Consider the following 16,295-nt stretch of genomic DNA (forward strand, 5'->3'; position numbering starts at 1 on the left):
CATTTTTTTCAGAATTTTCATGCGGTTAACTCCGTTAACCCTTTCGTGCCGTTCAAGGGTATGGCAAACCTGCCAATCTCCGGCTTCGCCTCCCCTTCTATATAGAAGCCAATGCGCGGCGGACGTGGCTGACTACGCCTGGCGGGCGGAGAAAGGGTGACTGGTGAGTCAGTCACGGCGCTTTACCTGACCTACGACGGTGGGTAACGTCTGCCCTACTTTATTAGAAGGATTGGCGTCATGAGTGAGTTGATTTCCTACCATCTCGAAGACGGTATCGCGACCCTGACCTTGAGCAATGGCAAGGTCAATGCCATCTCGCCGGATGTGATTGTTGCGTTCAACGCTGCGCTGGACCGGGCGGTGGCGGATCGGGCGGTGGTGATCATTACCAGTCAGCCGGGTATTTTTTCGGGTGGCTATGACTTGAAGGTGATGACGGCCGGCCCTAAAGAGGCGATTGCACTGGTGGCTGCCGGTTCGACGCTGGCTCGTCGCCTGCTGTCGCACCCGTTCCCGGTGGTCGTGGCCTGTCCTGGGCATGCGGTGGCCAAGGGTGCGTTTATTCTGTTGTCGGCTGACTACCGCATTGGTGTCGATGGCCCGTTCAGCATTGGTCTGAACGAAGTGCAGATCGGCATGACCATGCACCACGCCGGTATCGAGCTGGCGCGTGATCGTCTGCGCAAGTCGGCGTTTCATCGTGCGGTGATTAATGCCGAGATGTTCAATCCGCAGAGTGCTGTGGATGCCGGCTTCCTTGATGTGGTGGTGTCGGCCGAAGAGCTGCAAGGCGCAGCACTGGCGGCGGCTCGTCAGTTGAAGAAGCTCAACATGATCGCCCACAAGAACACCAAACTGAAAGTGCGCAAGGCGCTGCTGGAGACGCTGGACAACGCGATCATCCTGGATCAGGAGCATATGGGTTAAGCCCGAACGCGTTGCACCGAAAAGCCCGACCGTCGTGTCGGGCTTTTTCTTGCGTGTTTGGTTTAAAACCTTACAACCGCTCTAGACCGCATCTGACCCATAAGTCGGAAACATGCGCTCAAACATCGGCCATCTCCCGCTTCTATAGCGGCAATTGCCGAAAACAGTGCACATCCGTACACTGCGCCACCTTTTGTCCCGGTGGGCCCTTTAAATGCTGTTTGTGTTTCGTATGTTATTGATGGGCTTGCACTTTATTCTGGCCGGCGTGCTTGGAGTGATCCTCGGTCTATGCCGGCCGTTTAATCCGGACAACAGCCGTTTATGCGCACGTCTGTACGCGTGGCCGGCGATGTGCATTTTGCGCTTGCGGGTGAAGGCTGACGTCGGGCCGTTGATGGCTAAGCCTGACAGCTGCGTGATCATTGCCAATCACCAGTCCAACTACGATTTGTTTGTGTTCGGTAACGTGGTGCCCCGTCGCACCGTGTGCATCGGCAAGAAGAGCCTGAAGTGGGTGCCGCTGTTCGGGCAGTTGTTCTGGCTGGCCGGCAATGTGTTGATTGACCGCGGCAATGCGCACAAGGCACGCCAGTCGATGCTGACCACTACTCGCACCTTGCAGCATGAAGACACCTCGATCTGGGTCTTCCCGGAAGGCACGCGCAACCTCGGCGAAGAGCTGCTGCCGTTCAAGAAAGGCGCGTTCCAGATGGCGATTGCCGCGGGCGTGCCCATCGTGCCGGTGTGTGTCAGCAGTTACGTCAAACACATGCGATTGAACCGCTGGCGCAGTGGGAAGATTCTGATCCGTTCGCTGCCGGCGATTCCTACGGCTGGATTGAGTCTGGATGACATGCCCATGCTGATCGCCCAGTGCCGCGAGCAGATGCGCGAGTGCATCGACTCGATGGATCGGCAACTGCAAGCCGCCTGAAAGAAACCCGCCCTGTGCGGGTTTTCTTTTGCCTGCGAACTCTACAGATTTTGCTGACTCTCAAGCAGCAGACAAGGTTAAGCTGAATCCTGCCTGGCACCGCCAGTCTTTACAGAAAGCGGCTAATAAGAAGTGAATCACCATCATGGGTAGAGTCGTTGCTGCTGCGGTTTATAGCGCCGGTAAGAAGGTCACCAATATCACCCTCGACGAAGGCGCTGCCTGGGCTGCCAAACCTGGCCACTTTGTGTGGATTGGCCTCGAAGAGCCGAACGCCCAGGAGCTGTTCAACCTGCAACGTCAGTTCAACCTGCACGAACTGGCCATCGAAGACGCCCTGGAAAAACACAGCCGACCGAAGCTGGAAACCTTCGGGGATGCCCTGTTCATCGTCACGTATTCGCCGATCCGCAATGAAGGCAAACTGGAGTTCATCGAGACTCATATCTTCGCCGGCAAGGGTTACATCATTACCGCTCGTAATGGTCACTCGGCGTCCTACGCGTACGTCCGACAGCGTTGTGAGGCGCGACCGCTGCTGTTGGAGCATGGGGAAGATTTCGTACTTTATGCCATCCTCGATTTCGTGATTGAAAACTACCAGCCGATGGGCGAAGCGATACATACCGAGATCGATGAGCTGGAACAAAACGTTATGTGCGGTTCCCTGAACGAGCGCGACATCCAGAAACTCCACAGCCTGCGCCGCGATGTATTGCGCTTACGCCGGTATGCGGCGCCGATGGTGGAGATCGGTGAAGAGTTGCAGAAACTGAGCTTTCCATTCATCGACAAGAACATGCGCCCGTATTTCCGTGATGTGCAGATTCATGTCACGCGGCAGATGGAAGACCTGACGACGCTGGCGGACATTGCCAGCCAGACCATCGAGGTCGGGGTGTTGCTGGAGGCGTCACGGCAGAGCGTGGTGCAGCGCAAGTTTGCGGCATGGGCAGCGATTCTGGCGTTCCCGACAGCGGTGGCCGGGATCTACGGGATGAACTTCCAGAACATGCCGGAGTTGAGTTGGCATTACGGGTATTTCGCGGTATTGGGGTTTATCACCATTGGGTGTGTCGGTTTGTGGGCGAGTTTCAAGCGGTCGGGATGGTTGTGAGACCGTGGGGTTTCAGTCAGAACCGGTTGCCCCCATTCGCTCAAGCCCGCTCCCACATTGGATTTTCGTCGTGACACAGATCCAACGTGGGAGCGGGCTTGCTCGCGAAGCTTTTAGCGTTTAACCGCTTCACCCTCAGGCTTGTGCGCCACAAACCGCATCATCCACTCTGCGACGGTAGTGCCGTGATGCTCGTGTTCAAGACTCGCCATACCTTTCGAATAAATCTGCTCGCCCAGCGCTTCCTGACGGATATCCAGCAACGCCCGTGAGTAATCGTGAATGAACTCCGGATGCCCCTGGAAGCACAGCACTTGATCGTTGATGTGGTACGCGGCGAACGGACAGAAATCGCTCGAGGCGATGACCGTAGCGTTTTCCGGCAGCGCGGTGACCTGATCCTGGTGGCTGATCAGCAACGTCAGCTCTTCCCTCAGCGGGCTCATCCATGGCGCCTTGGCCGCGAGTTTATAGTTGTGGGTGCCGACGCCCCAACCCTGGGTCGCCCGCTCGCTCTTGCCGCCCAACAGTAGCGCCAGCAATTGATGGCCGAAGCACACACCCAGCAGTTTGTCGCCGCGCTCGTAGCGGTTCAGCAGGTAGGTCTTGAGGGTTTGAATCCACGGGTCGGTGCCGAAGGAATCGGCCTTGCTGCCGGTGACCAGATACGCATCGAAGATCAGGTCATCGCTGGGATAATCGCCCTGCATCACGTTGTACACGGTGAACTCGGCAGCGATGGGTTGCTGCGAAAACAGACGCTGGAACATCTGCCCGTAACCCTGATATTGATCGACCAGTTCCGGACGCAGGATGTCGGTTTCCAGAATGCAGATGCGTAACGACATAAAAAATACCTGACACATGAAGGGAATAATGCACACCCCAGAGCCTGCCTTGAAACACAGTGGCAAGGCAAGCCCCGGAGCGCGTCATCGGTCCCTTAGAACATCCCTTAAAACAACCCGTCTTTGGCGGCTTTCTCCAGCAGCAGCGCAGGCGGCGTGAAGCGCTCGCCGTACTGCTCAGCCAGGTACTGGGCGCGGGCGACGAAGTCTTTCACGCCGTACTGATTGATGAACTGCAGCGCTCCGCCGGTCCAGGCCGCGAAGCCGATGCCGAAGATCGAACCAACGTTGGCATCCGCCGCCGAGGTCAGCACGCCCTCCTCCATACAGCGCACGGTTTCGATGGCTTGTACGAACAGCAGTCGATCGCGTATGTCCTTCGGCGAAATCTGTCCATCGACTTTCTCGAAGCGGGCTTTTAACTCTGGCCACAAATGCTTCTGCCCTGTGGCCGGGTAATCATAGAAACCACCTCCAGCGGCCTTGCCCGGACGCTTGTATTCCTTGAGCAGCAAGTCAATCACGGCGAACGCCGGATGCTCAATCAGGGGTTTCCCTTCTGCTCGCAGGTCTTTGGCGGTTTGCTCGCGGATATGGCTCATGAGGCTGAGGGAAACTTCGTCGGAGATCGCCAGAGGCCCGACAGGCATGCCGGCCTTGCGCGCTTCGGTCTCGATCATCGGCGCGTTCACACCTTCGCCGAGCATGGCAATGCCTTCGTTGGTGAAAGTGCCGAACACCCGCGAGGTAAAGAAGCCGCGACTGTCGTTGACCACGATCGGTGTCTTCTTGATTTGCAGGACGAAATCGAATCCGCGAGCCAGGGTTTCGTCGCTGGTGTGGACACCTTTGATGATTTCCACCAACGGCATTTTCTCCACGGGGCTGAAGAAATGCAGGCCGATGAATTTCGTCTGGTCCGGCACGGCGGTGGCCAGGCCACTGATCGGCAAGGTCGAGGTGTTGGAGGCGATGACCGCGTCCGGGCCGACGACTGTTTGCGCAGCCGATGAGACCTTGGCCTTCAGTTCGCGATCTTCAAACACCGCTTCAATAATCAGATCGCAACCCGCCAGGTCCGTATCGTTTTCGGTGGCATGGATTCGCGCCAAAATCTCTTCGCGCTGCTCCCGGGTTAACTGACCACGCGCAACCTTCTTGTCCAGCAACGCCGCCGAGTGAGCCTTGCCCTTCTCTGCCGCGGCGAGGTTAATGTCTTTGAGCACCACGTCGATGCCGGCCGATGCGCTGACAAACGCGATGCCCGCGCCCATCATCCCGGCGCCAAGCACGCCGACTTTCTTCGTTACGTAATGCGCTATGCCTTGGGGCCGCGAGCCGCCGGCATTGATCTCATTGAGCTGAAACCAGAACGTGCCAATGAGGTTTTTCGACACCTGGCCGGTGGTCAGCTCGGTGAAGTAGCGGGTTTCGATCAAGTGCGCCGTGTCGAAATCCACCTGGGCGCCTTCCACCGCGGCGCAGAGGATTTTCTCCGGCGCGGGCAGACAGCCCTGGGTTTTGCTGCGCAGAATCGATGGCGTGATAGCAAGCATCGGCGCGAGCTTCGGATCCGACGGCGTGCCGCCAGGAATCTGATAACCCTTTACGTCCCAGCGCTGCACAGCGACCGGGTGAGCGACAATCCACGCCCGCGCCTTGGCCATCAGTTCATCGCGATCAGCTGCCAACTCGTCGATCAACCGCGCCTGTAACGCCTGTTGCGGCCGGATTTTCTTGCCTTCAAGCAGATACGGCAGGGCTTTTTCGATGCCCAGCATGCGGACCATGCGCACTACCCCGCCGCCGCCCGGCAACAGGCCAAGAGTGACTTCCGGCAAACCCAGCAGTACCGACGGGTTGTCCAGCGCGACGCGGTGATGACAGGCCAGGCAGATTTCCCAACCGCCACCGAGCGCCGCGCCGTTAATGGCGGCGACCACCGGTTTGCCGAGGGTTTCCAGGGTGCGCAGTTGGCCCTTGAGGGTCAGCACCATGTCGTAAAAGGCTTTGGCTTCGGGTTTGCCGACCTTGATCAGTTCATTGAGGTCGCCGCCAGCGAAGAAAGTCTTCTTGGCCGAGGTGATGATCACGCCGGCAATGGCGTCCTTGTCGGCGACCAGTCGGGCGACGCAGGTGGCCATGGCGTCGCGGTAGACCGCGTTCATGGTGTTGGCACTCTGGCCCGGCATGTCGATGGTCAGGACGACGATCTGGTCCTGACCCTTTTCGTAACGGATGGCTGGGGTCATGGCAATTTTCCTTGAGTCAGATTTTCTTAAAGTCATGCTCAGAGGCGTTCGATGATGGTGGCAATGCCCATGCCGCCGCCGACACACAATGTCGCCAGGCCATAGCGCAGGCGCCGGGTTTCCAGTTCATCGAGCAGCGTGCCGAGAATCGCGCAGCCGGTGGCGCCGAGCGGGTGGCCCATGGCGATGGAGCCGCCGTTGACGTTGACCTTGTCGGGGTCGATGGCCATGTCTTTGATGAACTTGAGCACCACCGAGGCGAACGCTTCGTTGACTTCGAACAGGTCAATGTCTTCGACCCGTAGCCCGGCCTTGGCCAGCGCCTTGCGCGTGGCCGGCGCCGGGCCGGTGAGCATGATGGTCGGATCGGTGCTGGTGACCGCCGTGGCGACGATTCGCGCCCGTGGCTGCAAGCCTAGCGCCCGGCCCTTGGCCTCGGAGCCGATCAGCATCAGCGCCGCGCCATCGACGATCCCGGAACTGTTGCCCGGCGTGTGAACGTGGTTGATCCGCTCGATCTGGCTGTAAACCCGCAATGCCGTGGCGTCGAAGCCCATTTGCCCGATCATTTCGAAACTCGGCTTGAGCTTGCCCAGGCCTTCCATTGTCGATTCAGCGCGAATGAACTCATCGTGATCGAGCAGAATGATGCCGTTCTGGTCTTGCACCGGCACCAGCGACTTATTGAACGAACCGTCCGCCCGCGCCCGCGCTGCCTTCTGCTGGGAGTGCAACGCGAAGGCATCGACGTCCTGACGGCTGAAACCTTCAATCGTGGCGATCAGGTCGGCACCCACGCCCTGAGGCGTGAAGTGGTTGTGAAAATTGGTTTCCGGGTCCAGCGCCCAGGCCCCGCCGTCACTGCCCATGGGCACGCGCGACATCGATTCGACGCCACCGACCACCACCAGGTCTTCGAAGCCGGAACGCACTTTCATCGCACCGAGGTTCACCGCTTCCAGCCCCGACGCGCAGAAGCGATTGAGCTGCATACCCGCCACGCTGACGTCCCAATCGGCCACCTGCGTGGCGGTCTTGGCGATGTCGGAACCTTGATCGCCGATGGGCGTCACGCAGCCGAGCACCACATCATCGACCTGACTGGTGTCCAGGGACGTGCGCTGTTGCAGCGCCGTCAGTAGCCCGGCCACCAGATTCACTGGCTTGACGCTGTGCAACGTGCCATTGGCCTTGCCTTTGCCACGGGGCGTGCGTAACGCGTCGAATATCAAAGCTTGGGTCATGACGTCCTCGAACCTGACGGTGAATGAAGATCAAAAAAATCAAAAGATCGCAGCCTTCGGCGGCGCCCACAGGAGGCCGTGTGACCCTGATCTTTATGCCCTCACCTTATGCCGAGCAGCCGTGGATTCAATGACCACAGCGCTCATTGGCGTTGACGGTCACGCTCAGACGAACGGTAGTCTGCTATCGGATAAACCGATTCAAGTCACCAAGCTGTCTAGCAAACGGGCGCCCAAGAAGCTGGCCATAAGCCTCATACCTTTTTAAAAGCGATGAGTGCTCAGCACATACGAAATGGATCTAAGCCAATCGTGACGCGGGCCCTAAGGTAAACCTGTACGAAGTTGTCGTCGGGTTTTGCCGAGGCACTCGTCATACAAGGAAGTGCAGCGCTCTGCCGTCATGGAGATAGGCAGGCAGGCATCAGGAAATAACAAAAAAGGCGGTCAAGCCATGTTCAAGCATTCGAAAGTTCGTCAAGCCGGGCTCATTCTATTCGCCACTACACTGTTGTTGATTTTGCCGAACCTGACCAAGGTGATTGGCTGATCGGGCATCAGGGTTTTCATTTCGCCTGATAAAAATGTGATTGGCTCGCTACCCGGGTCAGCGCGGCTGTGCCAACCTTTGCGGCACTTCCACGACATGGACGGCGATCACTTGAAAGCGCTCACTCTATTTGGGGCCTTGCTGCTCAGCATGCCTCTGTCTGCCGCACAGCTCACTCTTGAGCTGGGCGCGAGTTCTCGCACCTGGCAGACCGAGCAATTGCTCAAGCATCCTCAGGTTCAGACCATCACGATCACTAACGACGCTTCCTACAAACGGGACATGAGCTATCGCGCCGTGCCCTTGGCGGCGTTGTTGACGGGTATCAAGCCTGACGATCATCTGCAAGCCGTTGCCCTGGACGGTTTTGCCGCCGAACTGGCCGCCGCGCCATTGCTCAATACCCAGGGCGCGCAGGCTTGGCTAGCGATTGAAGACCCGGCCAAGCCGTGGCCGCCGCTGTCAGAGGGCAAGCACAGTGCGGGGCCGTTTTATCTGGTCTGGACCGATCCACAAGCGGGCAATATCAGCCCCGAGCAATGGCCGTTCGAAGTCGCCAGCATCAAGCGCATGGCCCCGGTGGCCGAGCGCTTCCCTGCCCTGCTGCCTGATCCTGCGCTGAAGGCGGACGATCCGGTGAACAAGGGCTTTGCGCTGTTTCAGAAGAACTGCCTGGCCTGTCATCGATTGAACGGCGCAGGGGATGCGCAGTTCGGGCCGGACCTGAATATTCCGTTCAACCCGACCGAGTACTTCGGCGCGGATTTCCTCAAGCGCTACATTCGTGATCCGCAGAGCTTGCGCCAGTGGCCACAGGCGAAGATGCCGGCGTTCGCCACGACGGTGTTGCCGGAGGGGGATCTGGAATTGTTGGTGGGGTATTTGAAGCATATGGCGGGACGGAAGGTGAAGCCTTGACACCAATCCCCTTGTGGGAGCGAGCCTGCTCGCGATAGCGGATGTTCAGTCAGTAAATCTGTAGCTGACACACCGCTATCGCGAGCAGGCTCGCTCCCACAGGGGATTTGTGAAATCCCGGATTACTGCTGTTGGACGGAGATCACCGGCACCGGCGTCGGTGACACAAACACCTTCGCATGCATCTGTTCGCACCCACCACCACGGCGCATGCCGCGCACCGGACAGGCGTCCAGGTAGTCGAGGCCCACAGCCAGTTTCAGGTGACGCTCCGGGCGGGCCAGTTCGTTGGTCACGTCGAAGCTGTACCAGGCGTCATCCAGCCAGGCTTCAGCCCAGGCGTGACTGGCCAGGTGTTCGCTGTTCTCGCTGTACAAATACCCCGACACATAACGCGAGGGAATGCCCAGGCTGCGGGCGCAGGCGAGAAATGCATGGGTGTGGTCCTGGCAGACACCGGAACGCCCGGCGAAAGCCTGGGCGGCGCTGGTGTCTACTTCGGTGGAACCCGGCGTGTAGGTCATGTGCTGGTTCAGGCCATGCATCAAATCGATCAGCGCCGTACGATCCCGGCGTTGTTTGCAGGCCTTGTCGGCGAATGCGCGCAGCGCTTCGTCGGCTTCGGTCAGGCGCGTGAAGCGCAGGAACGGCAGCGCCGACTGGCTTTCATGCTCGGCTTCGCGCAATTCGTCGATGTCCACCTGCCCTCGGGCGCCGATGATGATTGCCTCGTGAGGTTCGTCCAGGGTCAGCACATGCAGAATGTTGCCGAACGGATCGAGTTGCGCGCGCACCGGGCGTGGCAGGTCGAGCTGCCAGCTGAGCACGTGCTGGCGCTCGCTGTCATGGGGGGTCAGTCGCAGGTACTGGATGCTCGCCCGCACCTGATCTTCGTAGTGATAGGTGGTCTCGTGGCTAATGGAAAGTCTCATGCAGCCTCCAGGTAGGAACTGTGTATGGCATTGCCCAACTGGCGCACCAGCGGGATGAACTCGGTCAGCCAGGCGTGCAGGCCTTCGTCGAGGATTTCGTTGATACCGGTGTAGCGCAGGCGTGCGTCCATTTCCGCGGCCAGGCGTTGCGCGGGACGGCCGTTGGCCCCCGGCAACTGGGCGAGGATCTGGTCGATTTCTTCGGTGCAGGCGCGCAGGGATCGCGGCACGTCGGCGCGCAGAAGCAACAACTCGGCCACATGCCGGGCGCCGGGGGCGTCGCGATAGATCTCGGTATAGGCCTCGAACGACGATAGCGCTCGCAGCAAAGCACTCCACTGGTAGTAGGCGTGAGCCGTGCCGTCGCTGACCGCTTCGGCCTGATCACCAGCCATTTCGTAACGGGCGTCGAGCAGACGCAAGGTGTTGTCAGCCCTTTCGATAAAGGTGCCCAGACGAATGAACCGGAACGCGTCGTTACGCATGATGGTGCCGTAGGACGCGCCGCGGAACAGGTGGGAACGTTCCTTGATCCACTCACAGAAACGGCTCATGCCGTAGCGACTCAAGCCCTGTTCGGCGATCCCGCGAATTTCCAGCCAGGTGGCGTTGATGTTTTCCCACATGTCGGCGGTGATTCGCCCACGCACCGCATGGGCGCTGGCTCGCGCGGCACCGAGGCAGCTGTAGATGCTCGCAGGGTTGGCCGCATCCAAAGCAAAAAAATGCAGCAGCCGTTCGGCATGCAGTTCGCCGTGACGCTCCAGGTAATCGTCCAGCGTGCCGGTGATCAGCAGCGGCATGGCGAGTTCGTGCAAACCATCGCCACGACCGTCCTGAGGCATCAGTGACAGCGAATAACTGATGTCGAGCATCCGTGCGAGGTTTTCCGCCCGCTCCAGGTAACGCGACATCCAATACAGATCCGAGGCAGTTCTACTTAACATGGCAGGCTTCCTTCAATCCTCGACCACCCAAGTGTCCTTGGTTCCGCCACCCTGGGAGGAATTCACCACCAGGGAGCCTTCGCGCAAGGCAACACGGGTCAAACCGCCGGGCACAACCCGGGTTTCGCGGCCAGACAATACAAACGGACGCAGGTCGATATGGCGTGGAGCGATGCCGTTTTCGACAAAGGTCGGACAGGTCGATAAAGACAACGTCGGTTGGGCGATGTACGCGTGGGGCTTGGCTTTGATCCGCTCGCGGAACGATTCGATTTCCGCCGCCGTCGCCGCTGGCCCCACCAGCATTCCGTAACCGCCGGAGCCCTGGGTTTCCTTGACTACCAGCTCTGGAAGATTGGCCAGCACGTGGGACAGTTCCGAGGGATTACGACACTGCCATGTAGGCACGTTCTTCAGAATCGGCTCTTCATCCAGGTAGAAACGAATCATGTCCGTGACAAAGGGGTACACCGACTTGTCGTCCGCGACCCCGGTGCCGATGGCATTCGCCAGCACCACGTTGCCGGAGCGGTAGGACGACAGCAGACCTGGAACGCCGAGCATCGAGTCCGGGTTGAACGCCAGAGGATCGAGGAACGCATCGTCGAGGCGCCGGTAGATCACATCGACGGCTTTCGGCCCGTCCGTGGTGCGCATGAACACCTTGTCATCGCGCACGAACAGGTCCGCGCCTTCCACCAGTTCAACGCCCATTTCCCGGGCCAGAAACGCATGCTCGAAAAACGCGCTGTTGAAGCGCCCCGGCGTCAGCACCACCACGCTCGGGTTGTCGATCGGGCTGGAGCTTTTCAGGGTGTCGAGCAACAGATTCGGATAGTGGTCGATCGGTGCGATGCGCTGGGCCGCGAACAACTCGGGGAACAATCGCATCATCATCTTGCGGTCTTCGAGCATGTAGCTCACGCCGCTGGGTGTACGAAGATTGTCTTCGAGCACGTAGTACGTGCCGTCGCCATCGCGCACCAGGTCGACGCCGGAAATGTGCGAATAGATATCGCGGTGCAGATCCAGCCCTTGCATCGCCAACTGGTATTGCTCGTTGGCCAGCACTTGCTCGGCCGGGATGATGCCGGCCTTGATGATGCGTTGCTCGTGATAGAGGTCGGCAAGGAACATGTTCAATGCCTTGACCCGCTGAATGCAGCCGCGCTCGACGACCCGCCATTCACTGGCGGGGATACTGCGGGGAATGGTGTCGAAGGGAATCAGGCGCTCTGTCCCCTGCTCATCACCATAGAGCGTGAATGTAATCCCGGCACGATGAAATAACAGATCGGCCTCGCGTCGCCGTTGTGCCAAAAGCTCGTCAGGCGTTTCGGCCAGCCAACGGGCAAACTCCCGATAATGCGGGCGGACCTGGCCGCCGGCATCGTACATCTCATCAAAATAGGTGCGGATCATGCCGTACTCCTTGTCACCCGGACATCCAAGCCATCGCAAGGCCCGTGCCATCGGCATAAACGCTTTGATATCAATCAGTTGGATAATGGCGCTGCATGCACCGCACCAATCCTGTGCGGTAAATGCCCCAACCTGATCGCCCCCGCTTCATGGCGAAGCAATGCTGTCGCGTATCAGCAGCATAGTCAGAGTTGATTTCACTGCCCGGAAGGCGATGCGGATAATCGGCGCATTCGCTGGAAAAATGACCGAACACTTACCGAACTTCCCTTTTAGCCGCCTGTTCAGGTGGCTTTTTTTTGCGTTTTTGAAACGTTATGAATCAAAAACACGATCAAGAGATCGCAGCCTCGTTTCACTCGACAGCTCCTACAGGGTGCACGCCATCCCAATTGATAAACGCCATCCCAACGTAGGAGCTGCCGAAGGCTGCGATCTTTTGATCTTGCTTTTGACTTGATCACCCCCGAAACGAAAACGGCCAACCCAAAGGTCAGCCGTTGCTGAGTGTTGTCACTGTTCATAAAGTTATGCGAGTAGCCCTCGTACCTCCTGCTTGACGCCCCATCCTTCGATAATACCGCCCAGAGGCCCGACCACCGCCTCGAAGTCCTGCTCAAAGTCGCCGATCCCGTCATAGGTGGCGTACATCACTTTGCTCAGTTCCAGGTGCCACGCGCCGTCGTCGCGCACGCTGATCTGGGCATTCAAGGATTCACCACAGAAATGACCTGCCGCCCTGCGTGCCCGCTCCTCGTCCGGAAAAATGGCGTAGAACTCGATGGGATGGAATCGTGAAAAGTCGAAACCGCCTTCTTTCATGCGGCGCAGCACGCTGCTGCTGATGTCTTCTTGATAGGCTGTGCTCATGAAACGTCCCCCTCAGACTGATGGATAGACTTTCCGTATTCCCTGCACTTTCAACCGATTGGTGAGAGCGATACGGCAACAGAGGTTGCCGACGGGAAACAAGCATGTAGCTGACAAGACCAGACCTTAGCGAGTCATTCGCTGATCTCGCTTGCAGAGTAGCCTCAAGATAGAGCTGCTGCCAAGGTCTGGTTGTGAATGTGACAAGAGGTGTATCAAATCGGGGTAATACTGATGATTTCAATGCTGTTCTGGGATTTCAGACTTTTGACGGTCGGATCATCGGTACGCCCCTCCAGATCATTGAGATCCAGTTCGGCAGCGACCGGCAGGCACCGGGCGCGAATGAGTTTGGCGGCTTGCTCGTTATTCGGGCATTCCTCGCACTCGAAGAGTTCGTCCACTGTTTCACCGTGATCATCCACGAAAGTGATTTTCCACTTTTGCATCGGTGCCTCCTCGATAAAACCCATGAATGGGCTTACTTCTATCTGGACTTTTGCCCGGAGTGATCGTTCAAACGGATTACCGCGTACTGGCATGAAAAAAAACACAGAAACCTGTGCAGGAGCGAAGCTCGCGAACGCGGTGTATCAGTTGACACGTGTATTGGCTGATACACCGCGTTCGCGAGCAAGCTTCGTTCCTGCAGGGGTTATGTGTTCATTTTAGTCGTTGCTGGGTTTGTTCACCGCTTGCAGTACGTATTGCGGCAAGGCGAAGGCACCGATGTGGATTTCCGGGTTGTAGTAGCGGGTGATGATGCCGCTGCCGGCGAACCGCTGTTGCAGGGTTTCGCGGGACAACTTCCGATAGGCGGTATTGGTTGCGCCCCACGCGAAGGTCATCGCGCCGCCGATGTAGGTCGGCACGGCCGCCTGATAGAAGTGCCAGTCCGGGAACAGGCTGCGCAGACGGCCGGCGGTGGTTTTGACTTCTTCGATTTGCATGAACGGGGTGCCGTTCTGGGTCACCAGAATGCCGCCTTCATTCAGGCAGCGACGACAAGCCTGGTAGAAGTTTTCGGAGAACAGCACTTCACCCGGGCCGATCGGGTCGGTGGAGTCGGAAATGATCACGTCGAACTTTTCGGTGGTGGTGGCGACGAAACGCATGCCGTCGTCGATCACCAGGTTCAGGCGTGGATCATCGAATGCACCCTTGGAGTGGTTCGGCAGGAATTCCTTGCACATGTCGACCACGGTACCGTCGATCTCGACCATGGTGATGTGCTCGATGCTGCGATGCTTGGCCACTTCACGCAGCATGCCGCCGTCGCCACCGCCGATGATCAGCACGCGCTTGGCAGTGCCATGAGCGAGGATCGGCACGTGGGTAAGCATTTCGTGGTAGATGAACTCGTCCGCTTCGGTGGTCTGGATCACGCCGTCCAGCGCCATTACCCGGCCCATGCGCGGGTTTTCGAAGATCACCAGGTGCTGGTGTTCGGTGCGCACTTCGTGCAGCAGTTTTTCCATGCGAAAACGCTGGCCATAGCCTTCGTAGAGGGTTTCCAGGTACTCGCTGGTTGGGGTATTGCTCATGGGAAGTGCTCCGATGAATGCGGGTGGCAGCGGACGGTTACCCGCCCATGATGGCCAATCGATCCGTTCGATTGACCGGGAAAGGCGCGCATTCTACGTTGCGGAACATGACAGGTCGAACCTTCGTCATTGAAGTACATGCAGAACAATGTGGGAGCGAGCCTGCTCGCGATGACGGCGGCACCTTCCGCATCAATGTTGCAGACAGATCGCTATCGCGAGCAGGCTCGCTCCCACAAGTGAAATGCGTTGTGCCTGAGGACGCAGTCAGATCCGTACATTGCCCCTTGGCCCGGCGATGGCCCAGATGATCAGGCCCAGGACCGGCAGCAGGAGGATCAATAGCACCCAGATGATTTTCATCCCGGTCTCGGCGCCACTTTTAAGCACGTTGATGATGGCCCAGATATCCAGGGCAAGAATAATCAGGCCAACCAGGCTGTTGAACGTGGAACCCATGGTGACGCTCCTGAAGAGTGGTATGCACTCTTAGGATAGTCGGGCCTTGCGAGGGTTCCGTTTTATTACCGTCGTGGACGGTTTCAGACGTGGATCGCCACTTTCAGGGCTTCCAGGGAGGGTGCGGCGGCGATGCCGACTTCGGCGCACAATTCGAGAACCCGTGGCACGTCGTTACCGTAGACCAGCACCACTTGCAGTTCGTCGTCGAGCAACTGGCTGAAGTTCATCAGCGTGTAACCGCCATTTTCCTTGTTCATGCTGCTCATCTGCACCTGAATGCGATTGAGCGCCGTCAGGGCTTCGGTCTTGGCCAGCTGCTTGGGTTTGATGTTGAAATCGACGCCGGGACCGAACGAAGCGACGATCTGCGCAAACAGGTCCATGTAGGTGTCGGCCTGGAACAGCACGGTTTCCGGCAAGCTGCCGACAACCACCCACTCACCCAACGAGATCGGGAAGGTGTCGTCGTAGTTGATGTCCGGATTGGCCGCCAGAAAAGCCTCGGGATCGGCGTAGGCCTGAGCCGCTTCGTCAGCGACTTTCAGGATTTCGTCCTCGCTCATGCACCCGGAGCTGATTTTGCTGATGAGTTCGACGAGTGCGGCTTTCATGAGGTGGATCCTGTAGCGAGGGAAATTTGAGGGCGCGAAGGATAGCGCAGGTTAAGCGCAAAGACGAAAAGATCGCAGCCTTCGGCAGCTCCTACATTGGCATGACGTGCGCTCTGTAGGAGCTGCCGAAGGCTGCGATCTTTTAATGTGATCAGCCGAGCAATTTTTGCAGCTGAGTCGTGGTATCCACCGCGCCCATGGTTTTGGCCGCGTCCAGCGCGGATACGCCGTTGGCATCCTTGGCTTTCGGATCGGCGCCTTTGCTGATCAGATAGTCGACGATTTCGACGCGGTTGAACATCGCCGCCATCATCAGCGCAGTACGACCGTCGAAGGACGAACCTTCCACTTGCGCGCCCCCCTCGACTAGCGCCTTGACCACCGCCAGGTCGCCCTTGAACGCCGCACCGGCAATGGGGCTCTGGCCATTGTCATTGCGGATTTCCGGGTCAGCCTTGTGTTCAAGCAGGACTTTTACCGTGTCGACATGGCCGTGGTACGCGGCGAGCATCAGCAAGGTGTCGCCCTTATGGTTGCGCAGGTTCGGCGGCAGGCCCTTGGTCAGCAGCGCAGCCATCATGGCCGCATCACCCTCGCGCGCTTTGTTGAACACCTGTTCGGCAAATTCAGCAGCCTCTTCGGGGCTCATCTGGCGGCTTTTGTCTGACATTGGGGACTCCACATTCGGTCAATCGGAAAGCCGATAGTTTC

17 protein-coding genes are annotated in these 16,295 nt (G+C 58.5%); 5 read left to right on the plus strand and 12 right to left on the minus strand.

Annotation, left to right across the window (positions count from 1 at the left end):
• The first annotated feature begins 240 nt into the window (after positions 1–240).
• The 3 genes from BK662_RS26820 to BK662_RS26830 all read left to right on the plus strand — a co-directional run bounded on the left by BK662_RS26820 (position 241) and on the right by BK662_RS26830 (position 2,984).
• Entirely contained in the window at positions 241–930 is a 690-nt protein-coding gene (locus tag BK662_RS26820; protein WP_123360071.1) for a crotonase/enoyl-CoA hydratase family protein, read from the plus strand.
• 214 nt (positions 931–1,144) lie between these two features.
• Positions 1,145–1,867 carry a lysophospholipid acyltransferase family protein gene (locus BK662_RS26825; protein WP_038979796.1) on the plus strand — a complete coding sequence of 241 codons (723 nt, stop codon included), beginning with the start codon at positions 1,145–1,147 and terminating at the stop codon, positions 1,865–1,867.
• 145 nt (positions 1,868–2,012) lie between these two features.
• Positions 2,013–2,984 carry a magnesium and cobalt transport protein CorA gene (locus tag BK662_RS26830; protein ID WP_123360072.1) on the plus strand — a complete coding sequence of 324 codons (972 nt, stop codon included), beginning with the start codon at positions 2,013–2,015 and terminating at the stop codon, positions 2,982–2,984.
• Between the two features lie 113 nt (positions 2,985–3,097).
• Here the strand turns inward: BK662_RS26830 and BK662_RS26835 are convergent, their stop codons facing one another.
• From BK662_RS26835 to BK662_RS26845, 3 genes are all read right to left on the minus strand, one after another.
• Positions 3,098–3,832: an amidotransferase gene (locus tag BK662_RS26835; protein ID WP_123360073.1), complete on the minus strand. Its 735-nt coding sequence runs from the start codon at positions 3,830–3,832 to the stop codon at positions 3,098–3,100.
• 107 nt (positions 3,833–3,939) lie between these two features.
• Positions 3,940–6,084, minus strand: a complete 2,145-nt coding sequence (locus BK662_RS26840) for a 3-hydroxyacyl-CoA dehydrogenase NAD-binding domain-containing protein (protein WP_123360074.1) — start codon at positions 6,082–6,084, stop codon at positions 3,940–3,942.
• A 38-nt stretch (positions 6,085–6,122) separates the two neighbouring features.
• Positions 6,123–7,328 (minus strand): acetyl-CoA C-acetyltransferase, encoded by a 1,206-nt coding sequence (locus BK662_RS26845; RefSeq protein ID WP_123360075.1) that lies wholly within the window; start codon positions 7,326–7,328, stop codon positions 6,123–6,125.
• 646 nt (positions 7,329–7,974) lie between these two features.
• Here BK662_RS26845 and BK662_RS26855 point away from each other — a divergent pair.
• On the plus strand, positions 7,975–8,796 hold the full coding sequence (locus BK662_RS26855) for a c-type cytochrome (RefSeq protein ID WP_123360077.1): 822 nt from the start codon (positions 7,975–7,977) through the stop codon (positions 8,794–8,796).
• Between the two features lie 122 nt (positions 8,797–8,918).
• Here the strand turns inward: BK662_RS26855 and BK662_RS26860 are convergent, their stop codons facing one another.
• Genes BK662_RS26860 through BK662_RS26870 form a run of 3 tightly spaced genes read right to left on the minus strand, consistent with a single transcriptional unit; the run spans position 8,919 to position 12,097 of the window.
• A complete protein-coding gene (locus tag BK662_RS26860; RefSeq protein WP_123360078.1) occupies positions 8,919–9,728 on the minus strand; it encodes a transglutaminase family protein in 810 nt (269 codons plus the stop codon).
• Positions 9,725–10,675: an alpha-E domain-containing protein gene (locus BK662_RS26865; RefSeq protein WP_047531601.1), complete on the minus strand. Its 951-nt coding sequence runs from the start codon at positions 10,673–10,675 to the stop codon at positions 9,725–9,727. Before BK662_RS26865 ends, BK662_RS26860 begins: the two co-directional genes overlap by 4 nt.
• A gap of 12 nt (positions 10,676–10,687) precedes the next feature.
• Positions 10,688–12,097 (minus strand): circularly permuted type 2 ATP-grasp protein, encoded by a 1,410-nt coding sequence (locus BK662_RS26870; RefSeq protein ID WP_007902187.1) that lies wholly within the window; start codon positions 12,095–12,097, stop codon positions 10,688–10,690.
• Positions 12,098–12,257: 160 nt separating this feature from the next.
• Here BK662_RS26870 and BK662_RS26875 point away from each other — a divergent pair, with 160 nt between their 5' ends.
• The gene (locus tag BK662_RS26875; RefSeq protein WP_123360079.1) at positions 12,258–12,557 is read left to right on the plus strand and encodes a hypothetical protein; all 300 of its coding nucleotides are present in this window, start codon (positions 12,258–12,260) and stop codon (positions 12,555–12,557) included.
• Positions 12,558–12,625: 68 nt separating this feature from the next.
• On the opposite strand, the gene BK662_RS26880 is transcribed toward BK662_RS26875, so the two are convergent.
• The 6 genes from BK662_RS26880 to BK662_RS26905 all read right to left on the minus strand — a co-directional run bounded on the left by BK662_RS26880 (position 12,626) and on the right by BK662_RS26905 (position 16,254).
• On the minus strand, positions 12,626–12,967 hold the full coding sequence (locus BK662_RS26880; RefSeq protein ID WP_123360080.1) for a ribonuclease E inhibitor RraB: 342 nt from the start codon (positions 12,965–12,967) through the stop codon (positions 12,626–12,628).
• 215 nt (positions 12,968–13,182) lie between these two features.
• The gene (locus BK662_RS26885) at positions 13,183–13,416 is read right to left on the minus strand and encodes a hypothetical protein (RefSeq protein WP_123360081.1); all 234 of its coding nucleotides are present in this window, start codon (positions 13,414–13,416) and stop codon (positions 13,183–13,185) included.
• Positions 13,417–13,635: 219 nt separating this feature from the next.
• Entirely contained in the window at positions 13,636–14,511 is an 876-nt protein-coding gene (speE, locus tag BK662_RS26890) for a polyamine aminopropyltransferase (protein WP_052963708.1), read from the minus strand.
• Positions 14,512–14,778: 267 nt separating this feature from the next.
• On the minus strand, positions 14,779–14,970 hold the full coding sequence (locus tag BK662_RS26895) for a PLDc N-terminal domain-containing protein (RefSeq protein WP_007902193.1): 192 nt from the start codon (positions 14,968–14,970) through the stop codon (positions 14,779–14,781).
• 83 nt (positions 14,971–15,053) lie between these two features.
• On the minus strand, positions 15,054–15,584 hold the full coding sequence (locus BK662_RS26900; protein WP_123360082.1) for a hypothetical protein: 531 nt from the start codon (positions 15,582–15,584) through the stop codon (positions 15,054–15,056).
• Between the two features lie 151 nt (positions 15,585–15,735).
• Positions 15,736–16,254, minus strand: coding sequence for an ankyrin repeat domain-containing protein (locus BK662_RS26905; RefSeq protein ID WP_123360083.1), 519 nt, complete (start codon positions 16,252–16,254; stop codon positions 15,736–15,738).
• Positions 16,255–16,295 lie beyond the last annotated feature (41 nt).

It is taken from the genome of Pseudomonas frederiksbergensis, from assembly GCF_003732275.1.
Classification (GTDB): Bacteria; Pseudomonadota; Gammaproteobacteria; order Pseudomonadales; family Pseudomonadaceae; genus Aquipseudomonas; species Aquipseudomonas frederiksbergensis_H.

Excerpts from the sequence above, each read along its gene's own strand:
- BK662_RS26865 (WP_047531601.1), bottom strand. The coding sequence starts at position 10,675 with ATGTTAAGTAGAACTGCCTCGGATCTGTATTGGATGTCGCGTTACCTG.
- BK662_RS26835 (WP_123360073.1), bottom strand. The coding sequence starts at position 3,832 with ATGTCGTTACGCATCTGCATTCTGGAAACCGACATCCTGCGTCCGGAA.
- BK662_RS26900 (WP_123360082.1), bottom strand. The coding sequence starts at position 15,584 with ATGAAAGCCGCACTCGTCGAACTCATCAGCAAAATCAGCTCCGGGTGC.
- BK662_RS26820 (WP_123360071.1), top strand. The coding sequence starts at position 241 with ATGAGTGAGTTGATTTCCTACCATCTCGAAGACGGTATCGCGACCCTG.
- BK662_RS26840 (WP_123360074.1), bottom strand. The coding sequence starts at position 6,084 with ATGACCCCAGCCATCCGTTACGAAAAGGGTCAGGACCAGATCGTCGTC.
- speE (WP_052963708.1), bottom strand. The coding sequence starts at position 14,511 with ATGAGCAATACCCCAACCAGCGAGTACCTGGAAACCCTCTACGAAGGC.
- BK662_RS26860 (WP_123360078.1), bottom strand. The coding sequence starts at position 9,728 with ATGAGACTTTCCATTAGCCACGAGACCACCTATCACTACGAAGATCAG.
- BK662_RS26845 (WP_123360075.1), bottom strand. The coding sequence starts at position 7,328 with ATGACCCAAGCTTTGATATTCGACGCGTTACGCACGCCCCGTGGCAAA.
- BK662_RS26855 (WP_123360077.1), top strand. The coding sequence starts at position 7,975 with ATGGACGGCGATCACTTGAAAGCGCTCACTCTATTTGGGGCCTTGCTG.
- BK662_RS26875 (WP_123360079.1), top strand. The coding sequence starts at position 12,258 with ATGCTGTCGCGTATCAGCAGCATAGTCAGAGTTGATTTCACTGCCCGG.
- BK662_RS26825 (WP_038979796.1), top strand. The coding sequence starts at position 1,145 with ATGCTGTTTGTGTTTCGTATGTTATTGATGGGCTTGCACTTTATTCTG.
- BK662_RS26895 (WP_007902193.1), bottom strand. The coding sequence starts at position 14,970 with ATGGGTTCCACGTTCAACAGCCTGGTTGGCCTGATTATTCTTGCCCTG.
- BK662_RS26830 (WP_123360072.1), top strand. The coding sequence starts at position 2,013 with ATGGGTAGAGTCGTTGCTGCTGCGGTTTATAGCGCCGGTAAGAAGGTC.
- BK662_RS26870 (WP_007902187.1), bottom strand. The coding sequence starts at position 12,097 with ATGATCCGCACCTATTTTGATGAGATGTACGATGCCGGCGGCCAGGTC.
- BK662_RS26905 (WP_123360083.1), bottom strand. The coding sequence starts at position 16,254 with ATGTCAGACAAAAGCCGCCAGATGAGCCCCGAAGAGGCTGCTGAATTT.
- BK662_RS26885 (WP_123360081.1), bottom strand. The coding sequence starts at position 13,416 with ATGCAAAAGTGGAAAATCACTTTCGTGGATGATCACGGTGAAACAGTG.
- BK662_RS26880 (WP_123360080.1), bottom strand. The coding sequence starts at position 12,967 with ATGAGCACAGCCTATCAAGAAGACATCAGCAGCAGCGTGCTGCGCCGC.